The 19,278-nt window shown below is 57.8% G+C and carries 19 protein-coding genes and 2 pseudogenes; 15 read left to right on the forward strand and 6 right to left on the reverse strand.

The window, feature by feature from the left end:
- The 3 genes and pseudogenes from BLM14_RS26395 to BLM14_RS26405 all read left to right on the forward strand — a co-directional run bounded on the left by BLM14_RS26395 (window position 1) and on the right by BLM14_RS26405 (window position 1,413).
- A complete protein-coding gene (locus BLM14_RS26395) occupies window positions 1-213 on the forward strand; it encodes an antitoxin VbhA family protein (RefSeq protein WP_100003054.1) in 213 nt (70 codons plus the stop codon).
- A 205-nt stretch (window positions 214-418) separates the two neighbouring features.
- Window positions 419-639: pseudogene (locus BLM14_RS26400) on the forward strand (recombinase family protein); the annotation flags it as partial.
- A 168-nt stretch (window positions 640-807) separates the two neighbouring features.
- A complete protein-coding gene (locus BLM14_RS26405) occupies window positions 808-1,413 on the forward strand; it encodes an FAD-binding protein (protein ID WP_100003055.1) in 606 nt (201 codons plus the stop codon).
- 252 nt (window positions 1,414-1,665) lie between these two features.
- On the opposite strand, the gene BLM14_RS26410 is transcribed toward BLM14_RS26405, so the two are convergent.
- The gene (locus BLM14_RS26410) at window positions 1,666-2,565 is read right to left on the reverse strand and encodes a LysR family transcriptional regulator (protein ID WP_100003056.1); all 900 of its coding nucleotides are present in this window, start codon (window positions 2,563-2,565) and stop codon (window positions 1,666-1,668) included.
- Between the two features lie 206 nt (window positions 2,566-2,771).
- On the opposite strand from BLM14_RS26410, the gene BLM14_RS32180 reads away from it, so the two are divergent.
- A complete protein-coding gene (locus BLM14_RS32180) occupies window positions 2,772-4,493 on the forward strand; it encodes a recombinase family protein (protein ID WP_237143716.1) in 1,722 nt (573 codons plus the stop codon).
- A gap of 102 nt (window positions 4,494-4,595) precedes the next feature.
- On the opposite strand, the gene BLM14_RS26425 is transcribed toward BLM14_RS32180, so the two are convergent.
- A complete protein-coding gene (locus BLM14_RS26425) occupies window positions 4,596-5,444 on the reverse strand; it encodes a DeoR/GlpR family DNA-binding transcription regulator (protein ID WP_162293258.1) in 849 nt (282 codons plus the stop codon).
- A gap of 312 nt (window positions 5,445-5,756) precedes the next feature.
- On the opposite strand from BLM14_RS26425, the gene BLM14_RS26430 reads away from it, so the two are divergent.
- The 9 genes and pseudogenes from BLM14_RS26430 to BLM14_RS26470 form a co-directional block, all read left to right on the forward strand.
- Window positions 5,757-6,677, forward strand: a complete 921-nt coding sequence (locus BLM14_RS26430) for an ABC transporter permease (RefSeq protein ID WP_100003058.1) — start codon at window positions 5,757-5,759, stop codon at window positions 6,675-6,677.
- Entirely contained in the window at window positions 6,674-7,588 is a 915-nt protein-coding gene (locus BLM14_RS26435; RefSeq protein ID WP_100003059.1) for an ABC transporter permease, read from the forward strand. The genes BLM14_RS26430 and BLM14_RS26435 overlap by 4 nt, the downstream gene beginning before the upstream one ends.
- 55 nt (window positions 7,589-7,643) lie before the next feature.
- A complete protein-coding gene (locus BLM14_RS26440; RefSeq protein ID WP_237143706.1) occupies window positions 7,644-9,167 on the forward strand; it encodes an ABC transporter substrate-binding protein in 1,524 nt (507 codons plus the stop codon).
- Window positions 9,164-10,174 carry an ABC transporter ATP-binding protein gene (locus BLM14_RS26445; RefSeq protein WP_100003061.1) on the forward strand — a complete coding sequence of 337 codons (1,011 nt, stop codon included), beginning with the start codon at window positions 9,164-9,166 and terminating at the stop codon, window positions 10,172-10,174. Before BLM14_RS26440 ends, BLM14_RS26445 begins: the two co-directional genes overlap by 4 nt.
- The gene (locus tag BLM14_RS26450) at window positions 10,171-11,193 is read left to right on the forward strand and encodes an ABC transporter ATP-binding protein (protein ID WP_100003408.1); all 1,023 of its coding nucleotides are present in this window, start codon (window positions 10,171-10,173) and stop codon (window positions 11,191-11,193) included. Before BLM14_RS26445 ends, BLM14_RS26450 begins: the two co-directional genes overlap by 4 nt.
- A gap of 46 nt (window positions 11,194-11,239) precedes the next feature.
- Complete coding sequence (locus BLM14_RS26455) at window positions 11,240-12,487, forward strand: alkaline phosphatase family protein (RefSeq protein WP_100003062.1); 1,248 nt, start codon at window positions 11,240-11,242, stop codon at window positions 12,485-12,487.
- A gap of 20 nt (window positions 12,488-12,507) precedes the next feature.
- On the forward strand, window positions 12,508-13,797 hold the full coding sequence (locus BLM14_RS26460) for a class-III pyridoxal-phosphate-dependent aminotransferase (RefSeq protein ID WP_100003063.1): 1,290 nt from the start codon (window positions 12,508-12,510) through the stop codon (window positions 13,795-13,797).
- Between the two features lie 156 nt (window positions 13,798-13,953).
- Complete coding sequence (locus BLM14_RS26465; protein ID WP_100003064.1) at window positions 13,954-14,655, forward strand: DUF1045 domain-containing protein; 702 nt, start codon at window positions 13,954-13,956, stop codon at window positions 14,653-14,655.
- A gap of 268 nt (window positions 14,656-14,923) precedes the next feature.
- Window positions 14,924-15,082, forward strand: a pseudogene (locus tag BLM14_RS26470) (amino acid ABC transporter ATP-binding protein); the annotation flags it as partial.
- A 202-nt stretch (window positions 15,083-15,284) separates the two neighbouring features.
- Here BLM14_RS26470 and phnF read toward each other — a convergent pair.
- The gene (phnF, locus tag BLM14_RS26475) at window positions 15,285-16,028 is read right to left on the reverse strand and encodes a phosphonate metabolism transcriptional regulator PhnF (RefSeq protein WP_100003065.1); all 744 of its coding nucleotides are present in this window, start codon (window positions 16,026-16,028) and stop codon (window positions 15,285-15,287) included.
- Window positions 16,029-16,286: 258 nt separating this feature from the next.
- Here phnF and BLM14_RS26480 point away from each other — a divergent pair, with 258 nt between their 5' ends.
- On the forward strand, window positions 16,287-16,856 hold the full coding sequence (locus tag BLM14_RS26480; RefSeq protein WP_100003066.1) for an ABC transporter substrate-binding protein: 570 nt from the start codon (window positions 16,287-16,289) through the stop codon (window positions 16,854-16,856).
- A gap of 143 nt (window positions 16,857-16,999) precedes the next feature.
- Window positions 17,000-17,362 carry a DUF6481 family protein gene (locus BLM14_RS26485; protein ID WP_100003067.1) on the forward strand — a complete coding sequence of 121 codons (363 nt, stop codon included), beginning with the start codon at window positions 17,000-17,002 and terminating at the stop codon, window positions 17,360-17,362.
- A gap of 129 nt (window positions 17,363-17,491) precedes the next feature.
- Here BLM14_RS26485 and BLM14_RS26490 read toward each other — a convergent pair whose 3' ends face one another.
- The 3 genes from BLM14_RS26490 to BLM14_RS31605 all read right to left on the reverse strand — a co-directional run bounded on the left by BLM14_RS26490 (window position 17,492) and on the right by BLM14_RS31605 (window position 19,077).
- Complete coding sequence (locus BLM14_RS26490) at window positions 17,492-17,743, reverse strand: hypothetical protein (RefSeq protein WP_133123905.1); 252 nt, start codon at window positions 17,741-17,743, stop codon at window positions 17,492-17,494.
- Between the two features lie 327 nt (window positions 17,744-18,070).
- Window positions 18,071-18,298, reverse strand: coding sequence for a helix-turn-helix domain-containing protein (locus BLM14_RS26495; protein WP_100003069.1), 228 nt, complete (start codon window positions 18,296-18,298; stop codon window positions 18,071-18,073).
- 458 nt (window positions 18,299-18,756) lie between these two features.
- The gene (locus BLM14_RS31605) at window positions 18,757-19,077 is read right to left on the reverse strand and encodes a hypothetical protein (RefSeq protein WP_204252056.1); all 321 of its coding nucleotides are present in this window, start codon (window positions 19,075-19,077) and stop codon (window positions 18,757-18,759) included.
- Window positions 19,078-19,278 lie beyond the last annotated feature (201 nt).

Here is a 19,278-nt window from a genome sequence, read left to right on the forward strand (position 1 = left end):
ATGGCACTCGCAGTCAAACCCAAGGCCCCCGCCATCACCCCGGAGGAAATGGAGCGCCGCCGCAAGATGGTGCGCAGCGCCTTTCGGTCGAACGCCATCGAGGGCTTGCGGCCGAATCGGGCCTGCCAGCCGGTCTTTGATGCTTTCATTGCCGGTGAGATCGAACTTGCCGAAATGATGCCCCGCGTTAAGGCCATCCTCGGCATCAGGTAGATATGTCGTTTACGCTTGCCGACGGCATCACCCTCAAAAACAAAGTCGGGGCCGAAACACACGATGCGCTTGAAGCCGCTGAGCATCCGCTGATCGCAATCCGGTTGCTCGAACTGCAAAGCGGTCTTGGCCCCGAGCCCACATTCGACACGAGCCATCTGCAGGCGCTGCACAGGCACTTGTTTCAGGACGTGTTCGAGTGGGCGACATGTTGGCGGTATTTGCGGAGTTCGAGACGAACTTACGCCGGGAACGGCAGATGGAGGGGATCGCGGCAGCGAAGGCGCGGGGCATCTACAAGGGTCGGCGGCCGACGACGCGGAAGAGATTCACAGGCTGAAAGCCGAAGGTGTTGGGCCGGCAGAGATCGCACGGACACTGAGGATTGGCCGTGCCAGCGTCTACCGCGCTTTGGCAGCGACCTGATCCGATATTTTCCGTCAGCCGCTGCTATCAGACCCCCCTTCCTGCTGTCCCAGCGCTGGCAAAGCATAGGCAAGAGGCTCGCCGCTCCCATTAGTTTCAAAACGTTCCTGCGTGATTGTGTAACCATGGCAAGTCGAATCGAATTCCTATCACGACATCTGCCTGGCGATGTTCCAGAACGGCTACCCGGCGGACAAGAGGTTCTATTTCATCTGCGACCACGAGTTCCTGAAAAAGCGCGGCATGGGTCACATGCTTCCCTGGCCTTGGACGATGGGCACGAAACAGTACGAACGGGCCGGTTACATCCAAGTCGGAGCCAGCGTCGCGGAGCTTGCCGGGAAGATCGGCCTGGACCCCATGGCGCTCGAGAAAACGGTAGAAGAGCATAACATTCATGCCAAAAGCGGAGTGGACCCCTATTTCGGTCGTGGAGCCTCGGTTTTCAACAGAATGCTCGGCGATCCCTCGGTGGGAAAGGTCAATCCGAATCTCGGGCCGATCGCCACCGGACCGTTCGTCGCGTTGCAGATCGTACCCGCGACACTGGGAACCGCTACGGGACTTGCTACCGACACATCCGGCCGTGTTCTTAACGTCGACGCGGCACCAATCGATGGGCTCTATGCTTGCGGCAACGATGCGACATCGTTGATGCGGGGGCTCTACCCTGGAGCGGGGATCACGATCGGACCGGGCATCGTTTTCGCGTACCGCGCGGTTAATGCGATCACGAACACCGGGAGAAACTCGGGTGCGGAGCAAATCAGATGAGGTGGATCAGCATGGCGACGGCGTCTCATCCTGATTGATTGTCGCGCTATAGCACACCATCCACGCGGCGAGTTAGCTAACAACCTGTGACCGTTATACAAAGGCGACGTGAACGGTGACATCTGGCAACCGTTGATCCCACGCAGGAAGAAGAATACCTAAACCTTCGCCAATGAGCCGCTGACGGTCTGTAATCGGCAAGCTCGCGCGGGCATCTATAGCGAGGGTTACAACTCGTCTCTCGGCGTTCCACTAGAGCTTAGACCCACGGGCCAGTTCGATCTTCAGGATTTCCGTCAGCCGCTTGACAATCGGATAGCGAACCGTGGAGCTTCGCACAGACACTCCTACCTCATAGGCATGAAGAGGCGTCTTGATCGGATAGGCGACGGCACCCGAGGCTTCGACGATTGGCTGGAATTGGTTGGGCACGATCATCGCGTATTTTCCCGCGGCGACCAGTTGCAAGGCAGTATTGAAGGAACTCGTCGACACCGCGAGCGGTGGAGGTTCCAATCCATAGGCGTGGAAGAAGTTGGTCAGGGCGGCGTCGGGCTCGATGCTCTCGCTGTACCCTATCCAGGCGAAATCCAGGAGGTCGGCGGCGGTCGGCGGGTCGTGAGCGATTCCCTTCGTGTCCCCAATGACAAGGCAGTGCTCGAACGTTGCCAACCTCGTCGTGGTGATCTTCTCGGAAAGGTGTTCGGCTTCGATCCGGCCGACGACGACATCGAGATCCCCCGCGAGCAATCTTGCATTGTAAGCGGAGTTCGCCGGACTCGAGAGAATAAGCCGCGTTTTCGGGAATTCCGACCTCAGTTGATCGAGAACACGCGACATGTACAGCAGGCTGAAGCTCGGACCGGTGCCAATCCGGAGCAGGTCGATTTGTCCGGTCCTGATCGCAACGATCTCCTCCTTCGCTTGGCTGTACGATCTGTCGATCTCGATGGCGTACCGATAGAGGGCTTGTCCGTAGTTCGTAAGCCGCATGCCGCGAGGCAGGCGTTCGAACAGGGGTGCCCCGAACTCGATCTCGATCTGCCGTAGTTTCTTGGTCAGAGACGACTGCGCCATACCGATGTCGCGGGCTGCGACCGTTACATTGCCGTGCTTCGCGATAGCGATGAACGCGCGGATACTGCGATCCATTCCATTCCTCCAGATATGCTCCTGCCTTCATCACTGCCATGCCAAGGATGAATTCGGGTCGCTCGAATCCTCCGAGAAACTCATTCCAAAAGGCGATCGCAGAGGTCCGACTAATTCATTATACATCGCTTCGCCATTGTTTCATCGTTACCCGCAAGGAAAAACGAGGCAGCCTGGTCGGCTGACCTCCCTTGATGGAGCTGTGCGTGCGAACTGTCTTTGTCCTCTTTGACTCGCTGAACCGCCTGGCGCTGGAGTGCTACGGCGGGCAGGGCATCCCGACGCCGAATTTCAACCGTTTCGCGAAACGCGGGATCACGTTCGACCGCCACTATGTCGGCGGGCTGCCATGCATGCCCGCCCGGCGCGACCTCCACACCGGTCGGCTGACCTTCATGCACCGCTCCTGGGGTCCGCTGGAGCCGTTCGACAACTCGTTCCCGAAAATCCTGTCGGAACACGGCACCTATTCTCACATGATCTCGGACCACCAACACTATTTTCAGGAAGGCGGGTTCGGATACATCAACACTTTCGACAGCTGGGAATTCATCCGTGGACAGGAAGACGACACCTGGGTGGCCATGGTCCAGCCGCCATTAGAGCGCTTCAGGGAGATGTTCGACGACCGGCACTACCCGTTGTCGAGGATTCCCAAGACCGCCAAGACGGTCACCCGGGGAAACACGCCCTGGAAGGCATGGAAGCACCTCAGCAACATCAAGAACCGAGAGCGTTACAAGGACGAGGAGGAATTTCCTTGTGTAAAGTGCTTCACCGCCGGGTTGGAGTTCCTGGATGGAAACAAGGACGCCGACAACTGGTTCTTGATGATCGAGACCTTCGATCCTCATGAGCCGTTCCATGCTCCGGAGCGGTTCAAGAAGCTTTTCGAGACTGGCTACACGGGGAAGATTCTGGATTGGCCCCTCTACGAGAAGGTCACGAATTCCGCGGAGGAAATTGCGGAAATCAGGGCGAACTACGCGGCACTGGTCGCGATGTGCGACGACCAGTTCGGCAGACTCCTCGATGCGTTCGACGAGGGCGGGCTTTGGGAGAACACCGCGCTCGTCGTCACCACCGACCACGGTTTCCTGCTGTCGGAGCATGACTGGTGGGGCAAGAACCGGACTCCCTACTACGAGGAAATCTCCCACATTCCCTTGATGATCTGCCGGAGCCGTAAAATAGGAGATGTGAATGTCGAAGGTAACCGTCAAACCACCCGCTATTTTGCGCGACAAACCCTGTCGGATTGTGGCAGTGTACGAAAACGTCCAATTCGAGGTTTGCCGTACATGCTCATTGGCTACATGCGTGTTTCGTCCGCCGACGAACGTCAGTCGGTCGACCTGCAGCGCGATGCGCTCATCGCTGCCGGTGTCGATGAACGTCATCTCCATCACGATAAAGCCTCCGGCGCTCGCGACGATCGTCCGGGGCTGAAGGCGTGCATGAAGGAGCTTCGATCCGGCGACGTCCTGGTGGTGTGGAAGCTCGATCGCCTCGGACGTTCCCTGTCACATCTGATCCGGATCGTCGACGAGATGAAGGAGCGTGGCGTCGCTTTCCGCTCGCTGACCGAGCAAATGGATACCACCACGCCGCATGGGGAGTTTCTGTTCAACATCTTTGGCTCACTTGCTCAATACGAGCGGGCCCTGATAACGGAGCGGGTGACCGCAGGGCTCGCAGCAGCCCGACGGCGCGGGCGCAAAGGTGGTCGGCCACCCTCACTGGACTCCGAGAAGATCGAACAGATCATCGCAGCTCTTGACGGAGGCGCCAGCAAGGCCTCGGTATGTCGCAGCTTCAAGGTGCCGCGATCGACACTCATCGACACACTGGAGCGCGTTGGTTGGACCGGGGCCGGAACAGACGCACGAAAGGCGAAGCGCGCCGCCGTAGGAAAACAGTCTGCTTGACCGACTGAAGACGTCTTCTGGTCACTACTGAAATCGTCTTCTGAAATCGACAGCCGGCCCTGATTTTTGCGACAAAATCTCGCACTGCGTTTTTGTATTTTTCTAAGCTAGCGCTGGCCACTGGGCGCGCACGCCCGCCTTTTCAAACACGTCTTGATACTCCGGGGTCGGGGCCAAATCCGTGACAACCATTTCGACCGCGCTCAACGGCAACGCTGCGTAGCTCGCCGATCTGCCGAATTTCGTGTGATCGGCGACTATTACATATCGGCGTGAATGTTGGGCGAGCGCCTCGTGCAGGCGAGCCTCCGGCTCTTCATACTCCAGGAAGCCAAGCTTCGCATCAACCGCATTCGTCCCGGTCACCACCAGATCAAAGAGGCGTCTCGTGACCGCGTTCAAGGTGTCGTAACCCGCTAGCAACTCGTGGTCGCCGAGCAATCGCCCTCCAGTAAGAACCACCTCATGCTGGCCCGTGGCCGCAAGTGCATAGGCGACATCAATGGTATTGGTCACAAAACGCATTCGTGGACCCCGTGCCAGCATCCGCGCCAAAGGCAAGGTTGTAGAGCCCCCTCCAATGAATACAAGCTGGTCTTCGCGGAGATCGAGATGGTCGAGGCAGGTCTGAGCGATCCGCTCCTTTTCCCCCTGGAGCGACTCGATCCGAGTGGAATAGGGCAGTTCCTCATTGGGCCGTAGCAGCACCGCGCCGCCATGTACCCGTTTGAGCTTGCCCGCCTCCTCAAGCATTCTAAGGTCGCGGCGGATGGTTTCTACTGAAACCTGTAGCTCGCTCGACAGGGTGCCCACCTGGATCTCCTGACGCTCTGCAAGAAGGTCGAGGATCTGCCGCTGCCGACTTGCCGCAAGGATTGTGCCTGCTGGCTCGCCAGATCCCGCCGCCGGCATCTCATTCGCAACCGCGTTCTGCGGTTCAAAATTGGTCATGCTGTTTTCTCCGTTCGCGCGAAGCATCAATACACATATGAAACGACCTTGTCACTTGCGTGCCCGAATACGCCCGTTTCGTCGGTGCTAAGGCTGCCTTCGTTCGAACGACAAGATCGATTGTTTATCTTTGTCAAAAAACGGTAACAAAACCACATTATCATCCACGAACGGTCAACGGGTTTCTAAGTAGATGAGAACATCGCAATCATGGATGAGGGAGGCCTCGCCTTGGCTCCTGCGCATTACTGCGCTGGAGTGCGGCACACTAGGCAGCGGCGTCGAGCCCCGGGGACGGCGGCGGGTTCGAACATGACCATCGTGCTCCAACGCAGCATTCGCGCCGCATTGACGCTTTGGATCGTCGTGACGGTTGTATTTATCGCCACGAGAATGAGTGGCGATCCGACCTACCATATATTGCCGCCCAACACTCCCGAGGTGAAGCGCGAAGTGCTGCGGCAACAACTGGGGCTCGACCGCCCGCTTGTGGTGCAATACGTCGATTATCTATCCGGCCTTGCACATGGCGATTTCGGTCGCAGCTTCTTCAGTGGCCGCATGGTCACCGAGATGTATCTGGAGCGGTTACCGGCCACACTCAATCTCGCATTGCCTTCACTGCTGCTGGCCATTCTCATCGGGCTTCCCATTGGCACAATCGCTGCGGTCAAGCCCAACAGTCCTGTGGATCGAGGGCTGATGGCACTGACCTTCGTAGGCCAAGCGGTGCCCAATTTTGTGTTGGGAATTGTGTTCATCCTGCTCTTTAGCCTGACGCTGCGGTTGCTGCCGAGCGGGGGCACCGGCAGCTGGCCGCACTACATCCTGCCAGTTCTGACGTTGGGGATTGCGAGTATTGCCAGCATCTCGCGGCTAACGCGTAGCAGTCTTCTCGATGTCCTCGGTCAAGACTACATCCGCTTCGTTCGCGCCAAGGGGCTGCCGCCTTCCAAGGTGATCATCAAGCACGCTCTGCGCAATGCATTGCTGCCGGTGTTGACAGTCATCGGTCTGCAAGTCGGCACGCTCATTGGGGGTGCGGTCGTGGTGGAGGTGGTGTTTGCGTGGCCAGGGGCCGGCCGGCTGCTGGTCGCGGCCGTGATGCAGCGCGACTTTCCCATGTTGCAGTTCGGGGTCTTGGCCGTCGCGGCGACGGTGATTATCGCCAACGTTTTTGTCGATGTCGGGTGCGGCCTCCTTGATCCAAGAATCCAGGCGAGGGCGTCATGAGCGTGCACGGCCAACTCGTCCCTGAAGGCAGTCGCTTGATAGCTCTCTCCAAGCGCATGCAATCGCTCTTGCAATGGAATCACTTCCGGCGGATGCCCGCGCTCATCCGGATGGCGGCGGTCACGATTGTAATGCTCTGTCTCGTCGCCGTTCTTGCGCCGCTATTGGCCCCTTACGGATCCGGAGACCAAGACCTCTTGGTGCGACTCCAGCCCCCGGTGTTTCTAGGCGGCGCATGGTCGCATCCTTTGGGCACGGACCATCTCGGCCGCGACGTATTGTCGAGACTGCTCTTTGCGCTGCGTACGACGCTGATCATTGCCTCCCTAGGCGTTATCGTCGGAGTGGTGACCGGGGGTCTGGCTGGTCTGGCCAGTGGCTTGGCCGGCCGCCGCATCGACAACATGTTCATGCTCCTGGTCGACGCCCAGGCGTCTGTGCCGCTCACGCTTCTTGCGCTGGCAGCAGTAGCGTTGACCGGATCAAGTCCGCTGGTGCTTATCCTTATTGTGGGCATCTCCGAATACGACAAATATGCCCGGGTCGTAAGATCCCAAGTCTTGGTCATCAAAAGCCGAACCTTTGTCGAGTCCGCCCGCGCACTCGGAGCGTCGCCGCTGAGAGTGGCGTTTCGGCACGTGCTGCCCGGCTTGGTTTCGCCGCTCACGGTGCTCGCAACGATTAATTTCAGCTCCGTGGTCATTCTGGAATCGGCGCTGTCCTTTCTGGGCGTCGGCATTCAGCCGCCGAACACTTCGCTCGGCGCCATGCTCGGAGAAGCCCGAAATTATCTGATTTCCAACTGGTGGCTGGCAGCGATCCCGACCGCTTTCATCGTGATGATAACGATGGCCGTCTCGCTGCTTGGTGACTGGTTGCGCGACCTGTTCGACCGAAGGCTCAGTTCCTGAACAAGAGCGATCGGGGCACTCCCGAAACTATCAACCCCAACCCAAGGAAACGATGATGTTACGACCAATCCGCTTTGCAATGCTAGCTGCCGGCATGTGCCTTGCCAGCGTCCAATTTGCAGTCGCTGAAGATCTCATAGTCGGCATGCAGGAGGTGAGGCCGCTGTTTGACCCGGCAATTGAAACCGGCAACACCGGCATACCGCTCAGCAATGCTATATTCGACACTCTCATTCGCCGCGATTTCCAAGCTGATGGTAAAGGTACCGGTGGAGAGCTGGTGCCGGCCTTGGCGGAGAGCTGGCGCCGTGTTGATGATCATACGCTGGAAGTGAAGCTCAGAGCAGGCTCCACGTTCCACAATGGCGACCCGCTGACCAGCAAGGACGTAAAGTTTACTTTCGATCGCATCCTGGATCCGAAGTCTCAGTACGGCCGATCCCAGTTCCAGTATGAGAACATCGCCCGCGTAGAAACACCCGACGACTTGACGGTTCGCATCGTCACAAAGAATCCCGATCCGACAATCGAAATGATGCTGACGTTTCCCGCAAGCAGCATCGTCCCGAAGGACTACTTCGAGAAGGTCGGCTTTGATGCCTTCGGACAGAAGCCGATAGGCGCCGGTCCCTACCGGTTTGTTCAGTCCATCGACGACGACCGCGTCATTCTGGAAGCCTTTCCCCAATACTGGCAAGGCAAGCCGCCAGCGGACAAGCTGGTATTCCGCGAGATACCCGATTTGTCAGCGCGTATCACGGCGCTGGCTAACGGCGAAGTCGGCATAATCAACAATGTAACCCCGGATCAGATTCCGGCGATTGAGACCCTGGGCTGCTGCGACGTTCGCAGCGTAATGGCGAACAGCCAGGTGCTCAACTACCGGACATCCAATCCGGTGATGGCCGATAAGCGGTTCCGTCAGGGTCTCAACCTGGCGATCGATCGTGAACTGCTTTCAAAGGCACTTTGGAATGGCAAGGCTGAGGTGCTGCATAGCCATCAGTATGCCGAATGGGGCGACCTGTACAACGCCGAACGCCCCAAGTTCGCATACGATCCGGAGCGTGCCCGAGAGCTTATTGCGCAATCCGGTTACAAAGGTGAAGAGATCGATTTCATCACAAGCCCCGTCTATTACACCAACGGCCTGGCCGCGGCCGAAGCGATTGTCTCGATGTGGCAGAAGATCGGTGTGAATGCAAAGGTACAAGTCAACGAGAACTTCTACGAAATCTCCAACGACGATCCCGGCATCGAGGTTCGCAACCTGTCCGACTGGGCTGATCTGCCCGATCCAAATGTCACGATTATGTGGAGCTGGACAACCACGGCGCTTTGGGACGGCAATGAGGCGTTTCAGGAGCTTGGCCGTAAGGCGGCCACGACGCTCGACAAAAAGGAGCGGTTTTCTCTCTACCAGAAGATGCTGGACAATTTTGAGGACCAAGCACCTGGAACCGTCCTTTATCGCGTGCCGGACTTTTATGGGGTGCGCCATGACATCAAGTGGCAGCCCTACACCAACTACGTAATGGATTTCCGGCCGGGCAATTTCGCGGTCGGGGCAGGGCAATGAACGACAGGCGTGATGCCATTCTACGGGTGGAGGAACTGCACACGCAGTTCCTTACCTGCCATGGACCGGTGCACGCTGTAAACGGGGTCTCGTTCGAAATCCGACCGGGCGAGACACTCGGCCTGCTTGGTGAGTCCGGTTCAGGCAAATCAACGATCGGTTTGTCGATGCTGCGCCTGTTGCCGCCCGGCCGCGGCCGGATTTCGGGCGGGCGCGTCTTGTTCGGCGGCGAAGACCTGGTCACAGCGAGCGAAAAACGTATGCGACGGTTGCGTGGCAGGGACATTGCCATGATCTTCCAGGAGTCATTGAGCGCTCTCAACCCGGTCTACACCATCGGGGAACAGATCGCCGAGGTCATTCGACAGCACGAACGGCTGGACCGCCGCGCTGCGATGAAGCGGGCGGCCGAAATGCTGGAAATGGTCGGTATGCCCGACCCGGGCCGCCGTCTTGGAGAATATCCGCATGAACTCTCGGGCGGTATGCGCCAACGGGTGGTGATTGCAGCCGCCTTGGCGTGCCAACCGAAGCTCTTGATTGGCGATGAGCCAACGACCGCGCTCGACGTCACGGTGCAGGCGCAAATTCTAGATCTGATTGCCGACATTCAACATCGCACCGGCATGGCCGTTCTGTTCATCACGCACGATCTCGGCGTTGTGGCAGAAATCGCTCACCGCGCCATTGTCCTCTACGCTGGCCTTGTCGTGGAGGAGGCCGACACGCAAAGCCTTCTGGCGCGGCCACGCATGCCGTACACCCAAGGCCTGCTGCGCTCTTTACCGCAGTTTGCGAAGGGCCATCGGCTTGCGGCAATCCCTGGCGCTGTTCCCAATCCTCGCTCGCTGCCCACTGGTTGCGCGTTCCACCCTCGCTGCCAGGAAGCAAAGGCGGATTGTGCTCAGACGCTGCCGGAGCTGACAGAGGTCGGCGATGGCCGCCGCGTCCGCTGCCTGCACTGGCACAAGATTGCTCAAGATATGAACCTGGGGGTGTGCGCGTGAACGTTCTTCACACAAATCAAGTGGCAGCCTCTGAAGCGACAACCCCTTTGTCGCCTCTGCTCGAAGTAGCGAATCTTCAAAAGAGCTTCCCCGTCCGACGCGGGCTGTTGGGGCGCCCGACGGCAACACTGAAGGCAGTGGCCGGCGTGTCGCTTCAGGTTTTTCCAGGTGAAATCGTCGGGCTGGTGGGTGAATCAGGTTCGGGCAAAACGACCACCGGCCGCTGTTTGTTGAGGCTGGTTGAACCCTCCGCCGGCAGCATCAAGTTCGACGGCGTTGACCTGATGGGTCTGTCAGCGCGTGAGCTTCGCCGCTTTCGCAGACGCATGCAGATCATCTTCCAGGATCCCTATGACAGTATAAACGAGCGCATGACCATCGGCGATCTCGTAGGCGAGGCCCTTGTCATCCATGGTTTGGCCAAAGGGACGGCTCGGCGCGACCGAATTTTAGAACTCTTGCAGCAGGTCGGACTGAGAAGCGAGTTCGCCGATCGCTATCCTCACACACTCAGCGGAGGCCAGCGGCAACGTGTCGGCATCGCGCGTGCTCTTGCCGCAGGCCCGCAGTTCCTCGTTGCCGACGAGCCTGTCTCCGCCCTGGACCTTTCAGTTCAGGCACAGATCCTCAATCTGCTGCTGGACATTCGGGATCGGCTCGATGTCGGCATGCTCTTCATTTCGCATGACCTGTCTGTGGTCCGCTTCATCGCCGACCGCGTGCTGGTGATGTATCTCGGAAAGATCGTAGAAAGCGCGCCGGCAGCCGCCCTGTATGAAAGAGCGGCACATCCATACACGCAGGCACTCTTGTCGGCCGCCCCGCTTGTTGGTGAGGGACAGTCCCGGCAACGCATTCGATTGCTTGGCGATCTGCCGAGCCCAGTTGATCCACCGAGCGGCTGCGTTTTCCGGACCCGGTGTCCGAAAGCCATCGCCGAATGTTCCGCCATTGAACCCCCAATGCGCCCTGTCGGCCCCAATCACTTCGCGGCCTGCATTCACCTCGCCGCGTCCTGACACAGACCGGCCTGCGACAATTCTGTTCACCAATGGAGCCAAATTCATGCAACAAAAACGAAAGCTGATCGCGATCCTTATCGACGGCATGAGTGCCGACTACTTTGAAACGCAAGCTCAGCGATTGCCGTATTTGAGCGGCCTGGCGCAGAGCGGAACGCTTGTTCGGCGGATGTCCTGCCCGGTGCCGGGCACCTCCTTACCAGGGCGGACCAGCATGATCACGGGAAAACCCTCACAGGAGCACGGGATCTTCGGAAACTACATCTTCGACGGCACGAATTTCCGCGTCGCAAGGCCGGACGATGTGCTGGCGCCGACCATTGCCCGTCGCGCCCGTGAGGCGGGTCTGAAGGTTGCCTGCATCGGCCATGCAATGGTGGACCCAGACGACACCGATATTTACGAGGCGCCATGGTGGTTGCGCGACTTTATCGAAGGAAGCCGGTTCGTCAAGGTCCTCAATCCGGGTTCGGTTTCCCGTCTTCTCGTTCCGCGCGGAAGGGATGGGCACAACGCGACCATACCGGTCAGCAATGGGGGGATCGCTGAAGACGAGCCGGGATTGCAGCATCTGCTTGGGATCGCCTGCGACCAGCAGATCATGCGGGACGTTGCCGATCTTGCCTGCTCCGACACGCCGCCGGATCTCATTCTCACCGAGATCGAGATGCCGGATGTAATTCAGCATTACTTCGGCTACGAGAGTGAGGTTTCGCATTGGTCGCTGGCGATGGCCGATTTGCTGGTCGGCGAGTTGCACCAGCGGCTCGAACGCGCCGGAAGGCTGGACGAATATGTCATCGCCGTGGCGAGCGACCACGGTCATAGCCCGATCGAGACGGCGATTTTCACCGATATCGCCCTGCCAGGCGTGCTTTGCCAATCCGAGGGTGCAACCCTGCACGTCGTGGTGCAGAACGAAGCACACCGCGACGAGATTACCTCCCGCTTGGAGGAGTTTGGCGCCGAATACATCGGTAACGACCATGTTCCAGCGGGGGTGAGGTCCTCAATAGCCGCCTATGCGGCACCACATCGCCACAGCTTCGAAAGCTCGCCGAGCAACAATGATGGCAGAAGTCCTATTGGCCGGCCCCGCTATATCTCCTCGCACGGACTGCGCCCCGGCACGCCTGCCGACGATCGGTTCGCCATCTTCTATGGCGCCGGCATCTCCCAGAGAACGGTCGAATCCGCGGCCGCGGAGGATTTTTATCCGGCTCTGACTTCCATATTGGGGTTGCCGGTGGACAAGAGAGACGGCGAAGCCATGGGATTTTCCATACTATGAGCTCGCCTGCTGAAGATCACATGTTCGATTATGGAATGTTCAAGTTCTCTTCGAAGGAGGAGGTCCTCGAAAAGTCGAGCCGATACTGGAATCCTGGCAAGACCCGCTTCTGGCGTGATGCCGGTATCGATCTCGTCATCGATAAGCGCGAAGGCTACGAAATCTTTGACATGGATGGCCGCCGGCTGATCGACCTCCATGTCAATGGAGGGACGTTCAACTTCGGCCATCGAAATCCTGAGATTGTCGAAGCGCTGAAGTCTGCGCTCGATCACTTCGACATCGGAAATCATTGGTTTCCGTCGATGCCACGAGCGGCGCTGGCTGAGGCGTTGGTGAAGGTCAGTCCGGGTTTCGACTATGCCTTCTTCTCGCCGGGCGGCGCAGAGGCGATCGACGTTGCGATCAAATCGGCACGCTACGCCACCAAGCGTCGCAAGATCGTATCGATCATCAAGGGCTATCACGGCCATTCCGGCCTATCCGTCGCAACCGGTGATGCACGCTTCTCGAAGATATTTCTATCGGATCGTCCGGACGAGTTTATGCAGGTCCCGTTCAACGATCTGGAGGCGATGGAGCAGGCACTGTCTTCAAGAGATGTGGCTGCTGTGATCATAGAGACTATTCCTGCGACGTACGGATTTCCGATGCCCAATGACGGCTACAATCGCGCGGTGAAGGAACTCTGCAAACGCCATGGAGCGCTTTATATAGCAGACGAAGTGCAGACTGGTCTTATGCGCACCGGGCAGATGTGGGGGTGGCAAACCTTTGGCGTCCAGCCCGACATTTTTGTAAGTGCAAAGGGTCTCAGCGGCGGCGTTTATCCCTTCGCGGCAACAATGCTGACCGAACGCTCCGGCGCATGGATGGAAGAGGACGGTGCGGCGCATATATCGACAACGGGCGGTTCGGAGGTCGGCTGCATCGTTGCGCTGAAGGTTCTCGAGATCCTTGCCCGACCGAACGTTCTGGCCAACGTTAACTTCCTGACGCGTTTTTTTGCCGACGCGTTCGCCGAAATGATCCAGACCCATGGGGATGTCATTTGCGGGCTACGACAAAAGGGCGTGGTCATCGGGGTGGAATTCAACCATCCCGACGGCGCGGTTCACGCGTCGAAAGCCCTCTACGAACATGGCATCTGGGCGATCTTCTCGTCGCTCGACACGCGGATCCTTCAATTTAAGCCGGGCGTCCTCATGACCAAGACATTGGCGAAGGAGGTAGTCCATCGGTTCAATGCCGCTTTACCGCGCATTCGCGAGTTAACTGTCTCGTCAACACCAATTCGCTCTCCAGCGTAGAAGTGCTGACTACTGCCACTGCCGCAAATGTTCTTCGCATCGTCAGTAAGTCTGAATTGGATTTCTGCGTCGCCCCCGGATGCGATGGGTTGTCCTGACGACGCGAGCCCGCATCTTTCAGCTCCATACCCAGACCCGCGGACAAGAATACTCTGAATGAGATACGCCCTCTATTATACCCCTCCGCCTGATCATGCGTTGACCCGCGTCGCATCGCGATGGCTGGGCCGCAGTGCATTTTCCCACAACTGCGATGAGTCTAGCCAAGCATCAGGCTGTGATCAGGCGCTGACCGCTGAGCCGAGACGCTACGGCTTCCACGCGACTATCAAGGCGCCGTTCCGTTTGCGCGAAGATCGCACAGCCGAAGAACTTGAGGCCGCCGTCCGCAGTTTCTGCGCCAAGCGGCCAATCTGCCCAATCGGCCCTCTGAGTGTTGCGCGGGTCGGTAATTTCTTTGCGCTTGTCCCGAGCACCGGCACGCCATTTTCCGGTGGGCTCGCCTCGCGGGCGGTAGGCGACCTAGACGAGTTCCGAGCACCGTTGAACGAAGCCGAGCTTCAACGCCACCTCCGCTCCGACCTCGATGACGTCGAGACTACCAATCTGGTCCTGTGGGGCTATCCGTATGTATTCGATCGCTTCCGCTTCCACATGACCCTGACCGGACCGGTGCAAGCCAGCCGGCGTGAGGCAGTAGGCGAACAGCTCAAGGCGATGTTCGACCCGCTGCTGCTTGCAGAAGACTTTTACATCGACGCGCTGACGTTGTTCGTTCAGGACAATCCAGGAGGCGATTTTCTGGCGCGAACGCGGTTTCCTCTTTGGACACGAGAACAGATGAAGGCAACGGGATGATCTGCGCCGGTGCAGATCGCGGAACACTCCTCCTCATCGTAGGTCCCACCGCGGCGGGCAGGGACAGCTTTCTCGACTATTCCACACAGGCTTTCTGGCGCGTAGCCCCGGCGTTTCAGTCACAGGACCGGAGATTGTCGCCATCGACAACCCGGGCCGCCCGGAGGCTAAAGGAAAGGCGCTGACAAGCAACCTTGTTGCGATCGCCGCCGGTGTGTCGCCGGGCGGAGGCTGACGATCACTGAAGGAATACACCACAAGCAGGAGGATCTGCGTTACCCACGAGATGGGGTTTGCCCGCCAGGTGGCGGACAGAGTCATATTCATGGATGGGGGAAGCGTCGTCGAACAAAACAAGCCTTCGGCGTTCTTCGACGCTCCCCAGCACGAGCGCACTAGGAAGTTTCTCGGGCAGATCCTGCATTAAGCTTTAGTTTCAAAGTCTGCTTCGGGGCCGAATGCTGACGAACGTCGTTGTCGCAAATCTCCCGCAGACTGTGTGAGAAGTCTTAGGCGGTTTTCCGGAAGGCTCGGCTTGAAACTGAGATTGAGTTTTTGCCGCGATCTTCTCGGCAAAAGCGATTCGCCAAATCGCGATCGATGTCTTCGCAGCTGGTTAGAATGCCAGCCTATTTGCCTGGCTCTGCACCATCGAAAACGAACTGAATCCGGTCCGCAGCGTAGCAGGTCACATGGCACCAAACAGGTCTGCCCTTCTCGTCCATTTCCACGGCTTTCTTCTCGACAACCGGTCTCGACAGGGATTGATCAAGAAGTTTGGACTCCTCTTCTGTCGGCATTCGCGCGATCACCTTGGCAGTGCCGGGCCACAAAGAGGCAAATCCAAATTTCGCCAAGGCGGATTCGACATCCGCCTCTTGGCCCATCGCCTCCACGAAACCCGAAAACCTGGGCAAATCCAGGAAATTGGTGCTGAATGCCACCGGTCGACCGTTGCCTTCCGCGATTAGCTGAACGGCCAGTACGGTTGTTCCGGGAGCAAGATCGAGGCAGGAACACACCCATCCGTCAGCCGACCTGCTCTCGGCGGAGATCAGCTTTCGGCTTGGCAGCTGGTTGTTGGCCCGAACATTCTGAGGGAATGTAATGCGTGAGGCCATGCGATATTCGAGGACATCGCTTTCGATGAATGCGCCGCGGCCGTGCTCTATCCGGATGAGTCCTTTGTTCTGAAGGATTGCGAGCGCCTTGCGCGAGGTCATACGACTGACCCCAAAGCGTTCGGCGATTTTCGTGTCGGCTGGCAGTCGCCCTTCCTCATCGAACTCGCCTTCGAGAATCTCGCGATGCAAGGTCTCGACGATCGTCTTCCAACGGGGTTGTTCTGACGTCCCGGACGGGCGTGAGCTCATAAATTACCCTCTCTGTCATGCGTCTGTCACGACAACTCGTGTATACGAGTTGTCCAGCGCCCCGGCAATGCAACAGATCAAGTCAGCTAAACGCGCGCATGCAAAGTCTCCTCAAATAATGGATTCGGCAATGCTCAATCATCCTATTTCCCGCCGCACGTTCAACATCTCACTCGGTGCCTCCGCTCTTGCGGCGATCGCCCGACCAAGTCTCGCGCAACAAGTTCCACGCCGACCAAGGGCGGTCGCCTACGAATCATGTTGCAGGAGACTGCATCGTCTTCGCTACTCGACCCCACCAAAGTCGCGTCCTTCAGCGTTTACTTTGCCTACGCGATGGTCGGAGAAACATTGGTGGGCGTCGACAGCCGCCTCAACACCGTTCCGATGCTGGCCGAGAGCAGGGAACCGGTCAACAACAAGGTCGATGGATGGGTTTTCAAACTGCGTCGCGGTGTCGAGTTCCACAACGGCAAGAGCCTGACGGCAAAGGATGTCACCTATTCGTTGAACCGTCTTCGCGACCCGGCGTCACAATCTCCGCTCCGCGTCCTTCTCGAACATATCACCGAAATTGTCGAGGACGATCCTTATACACTGCGGTTTGTTCTCTCGCGCCCCGATGCAGACTTCCCTCTGTTGCTGGCGCAGGACCGATTCTACATCTTCCCGGAGGGCTTTTCGACCTTTGACAAGCCGTTGGGCACCGGTCCTTTTGTAGCAGACGGCCTGAATCCGGCGGGCGTCAATGTTTACCGTCGCAATCAAAACTACTGGCAAGATGGCAAGCCTTATCTGGACGAGGTAAGTTGTCAGCAGATCAGTTGAGCGCTGCGTAATCAGCGGCGGCCTTGGAATGGCCACGGCGATGGCCAAATACAAACAAAGGCTGGGCTCGTGCCTGGCCTTTTTCATCGGCAATCGGTTTTAGAAGCAAAAACCATTGCATACACCCATAGGACGACTATCGTTTGAAAAACCTCAAAGAATTGAGTGAACGCCGTGCAGCCGCAGCGCAGGCGAAGGAGCAGCTTCTAAAGAAGTTCGGGGCCGCGCCAAAACCGAGTGACCCTGATATGATTGCCAAACGCACTGAACGGGAAGCAATTGCCGCGGCACGTGAAGCCAGACGAGCAGATCGGGAACGATCAGTGCAGGAAGACCTCGCTCGTCGGACTGCAGAGGCTGACGCCATCGCTCGTGCCGCCTCAGCGGAGGCCGACGCACGCGAAGCTGACGCAAGAGATCGCATCGCACGCATTCTTACCGATGAAGCCGAACGGAAGGCGGAACGCGATCGACGCTATGCTGCCCGCAAAGCCAAGCACCGCTGAATACCGACAGAGCAAATCACCCAGTTGCCTACGGGCGGAAATCGGCAGACGACGCGTTTACAGGCTGATATCCGCGTCAGTAAACGACCCGCTCGGTCACGCTCCTTCATGAATTTCTTTAGATATAAATCAACGGACGGACCGACGAATTTGTCTTGCGCCAGCTGGGTTTTTTTCCGCGACCGCAATGATCGCTGCGATGATCTCGGAATTTCTCCAACCGGCATCACCCGCCGCGCCCAGCAGTTCAACAGTTGATCCTCGATTGCCTTCTGGCAATCGGTAAAGCGTTCCGGATTCGTATGTGTTCTTTGAGGCGGCGGTATCACCAATCGTTTTGCCATCACGGGTCATCTGGCCGAATACGGGCTGGTCGTCCAAGGCCCCGCTCATATCGCCAAGCTCATTGAACAGGTGAAGGACCCCGGGAGTGATTTTCCGCAAGCGGCGCGTGAGGTGTTCGCCGTCCTTGCCGAGACCGTGAAATCGCTTGATGAGCGTATCAAGCACTCGATGCCGCAATTCGTCAGTCTAGAGTCGAAAGTTTTAAAGGAAAGGTTATGCACGCTGTGAGTTTGAACAAACCCGGAATCAGCGCGTATTTTGCAGGCGCCTTATGCTTTGAAAATGCAAGTCGCGAGTTCAACTCCGTTCGTCTCGAAGGCTTGGTTAGGGCGCTTGCAGAACGATCGCGCCTCACCGATGTTCCTAACGGATGTGGAGCAACGCCGACCCAGTTGTCTCGAGAGCCGTGGCGATTTTTTGAATGTTGTCCAGGGAGACGTTTCGTTTCTCTCGCTCAATGCCGCTGAGGTAGGCTTGAGTCAACCCCGTCCGCAAGGCGACCTCCTCCTGAGTGATATCCAGCTCCGCCCGCCGGATCCGCATGTTGCGGGCCAGAATCTTACGAAGTGCATGAGCGTCGATCTTGTCCATCACTATGATGAATCATGATCATAGGAGCATAGCCACGTATCATTGGATATTGAATATATACTTTAAGGCATATTATAAGTATCACCATATATGCGCGCGTCCTACGGGCCGTAGCCTGAGCGCCTTAGATTGAAGCAGTTTTGGGACGAGCCAATGGATCGCGGTGAAGATTTGAAGAGGGAGACGTTGAAGTTGACGAATAACGATTTCGAGCTGCTCATTCGTCTCGATGGGTCACTTTCGCAGGCGGAACGGAAGTCACGTCACCTCGCCTACGCTGCCAGTGGGCGCGTCAGGCGCCGCGGTGCCGACAAAGCGTTTGCTGAATGGTTTGGAACACTTACCCCGACAAATGCGGCGACGGCAAGCCGTCACTCGAAATGCTGCTTCGCCTGGAATATCTCGGAAATACGAGTCGAGGGGGAAGTCCACAAATGACTAGGGTCAGGACTCACTGATCAGAGCCAGAAGATGACGGCTGCTGCAATGCAGATGCTTGAGAAAAAGGTGTGGGCGCAGCGGTCATATCGGGTGTGAATACGACGCCAGTCCTCCGAACATGTTTTCGATTTTGTGGCGCTATTTGTAGAGCACAGGGTCATGTCGAATCGGGAGCGTTTGGTTGGCCCTTGACGGAATGCAGGCGGTGATCTTGCGTTCGGCAAGGGCGTCTCGAAACCAGTCGGCGTCATACCACTCGCGGAATACCCGCGCGACAACGGAAAGTATGGCTCTATGCGGCGCATCTGCGCCTCGGACAACAGCATCAAATCACTCATGGTAGCGCCTCCTTGCGCCACCATTGAATCAAGCCGTCGACAAGGCCGCAATCAATTTACACGGTATTGTGTAGCAACTGCTCCTGACCTCTATCGTCAGCGGCCATAAGGGCATGCGAAGATTTCAACTCTTTCGTCATTTGTGCTCGTCCCAGAACGGGCTGCTAACAAGTGCTGCGCCCGAAATATGTATGCACGTTT

Source organism: Phyllobacterium zundukense, assembly GCF_002764115.1.
GTDB classification, from domain to species: Bacteria; Pseudomonadota; Alphaproteobacteria; order Rhizobiales; family Rhizobiaceae; genus Phyllobacterium; species Phyllobacterium zundukense.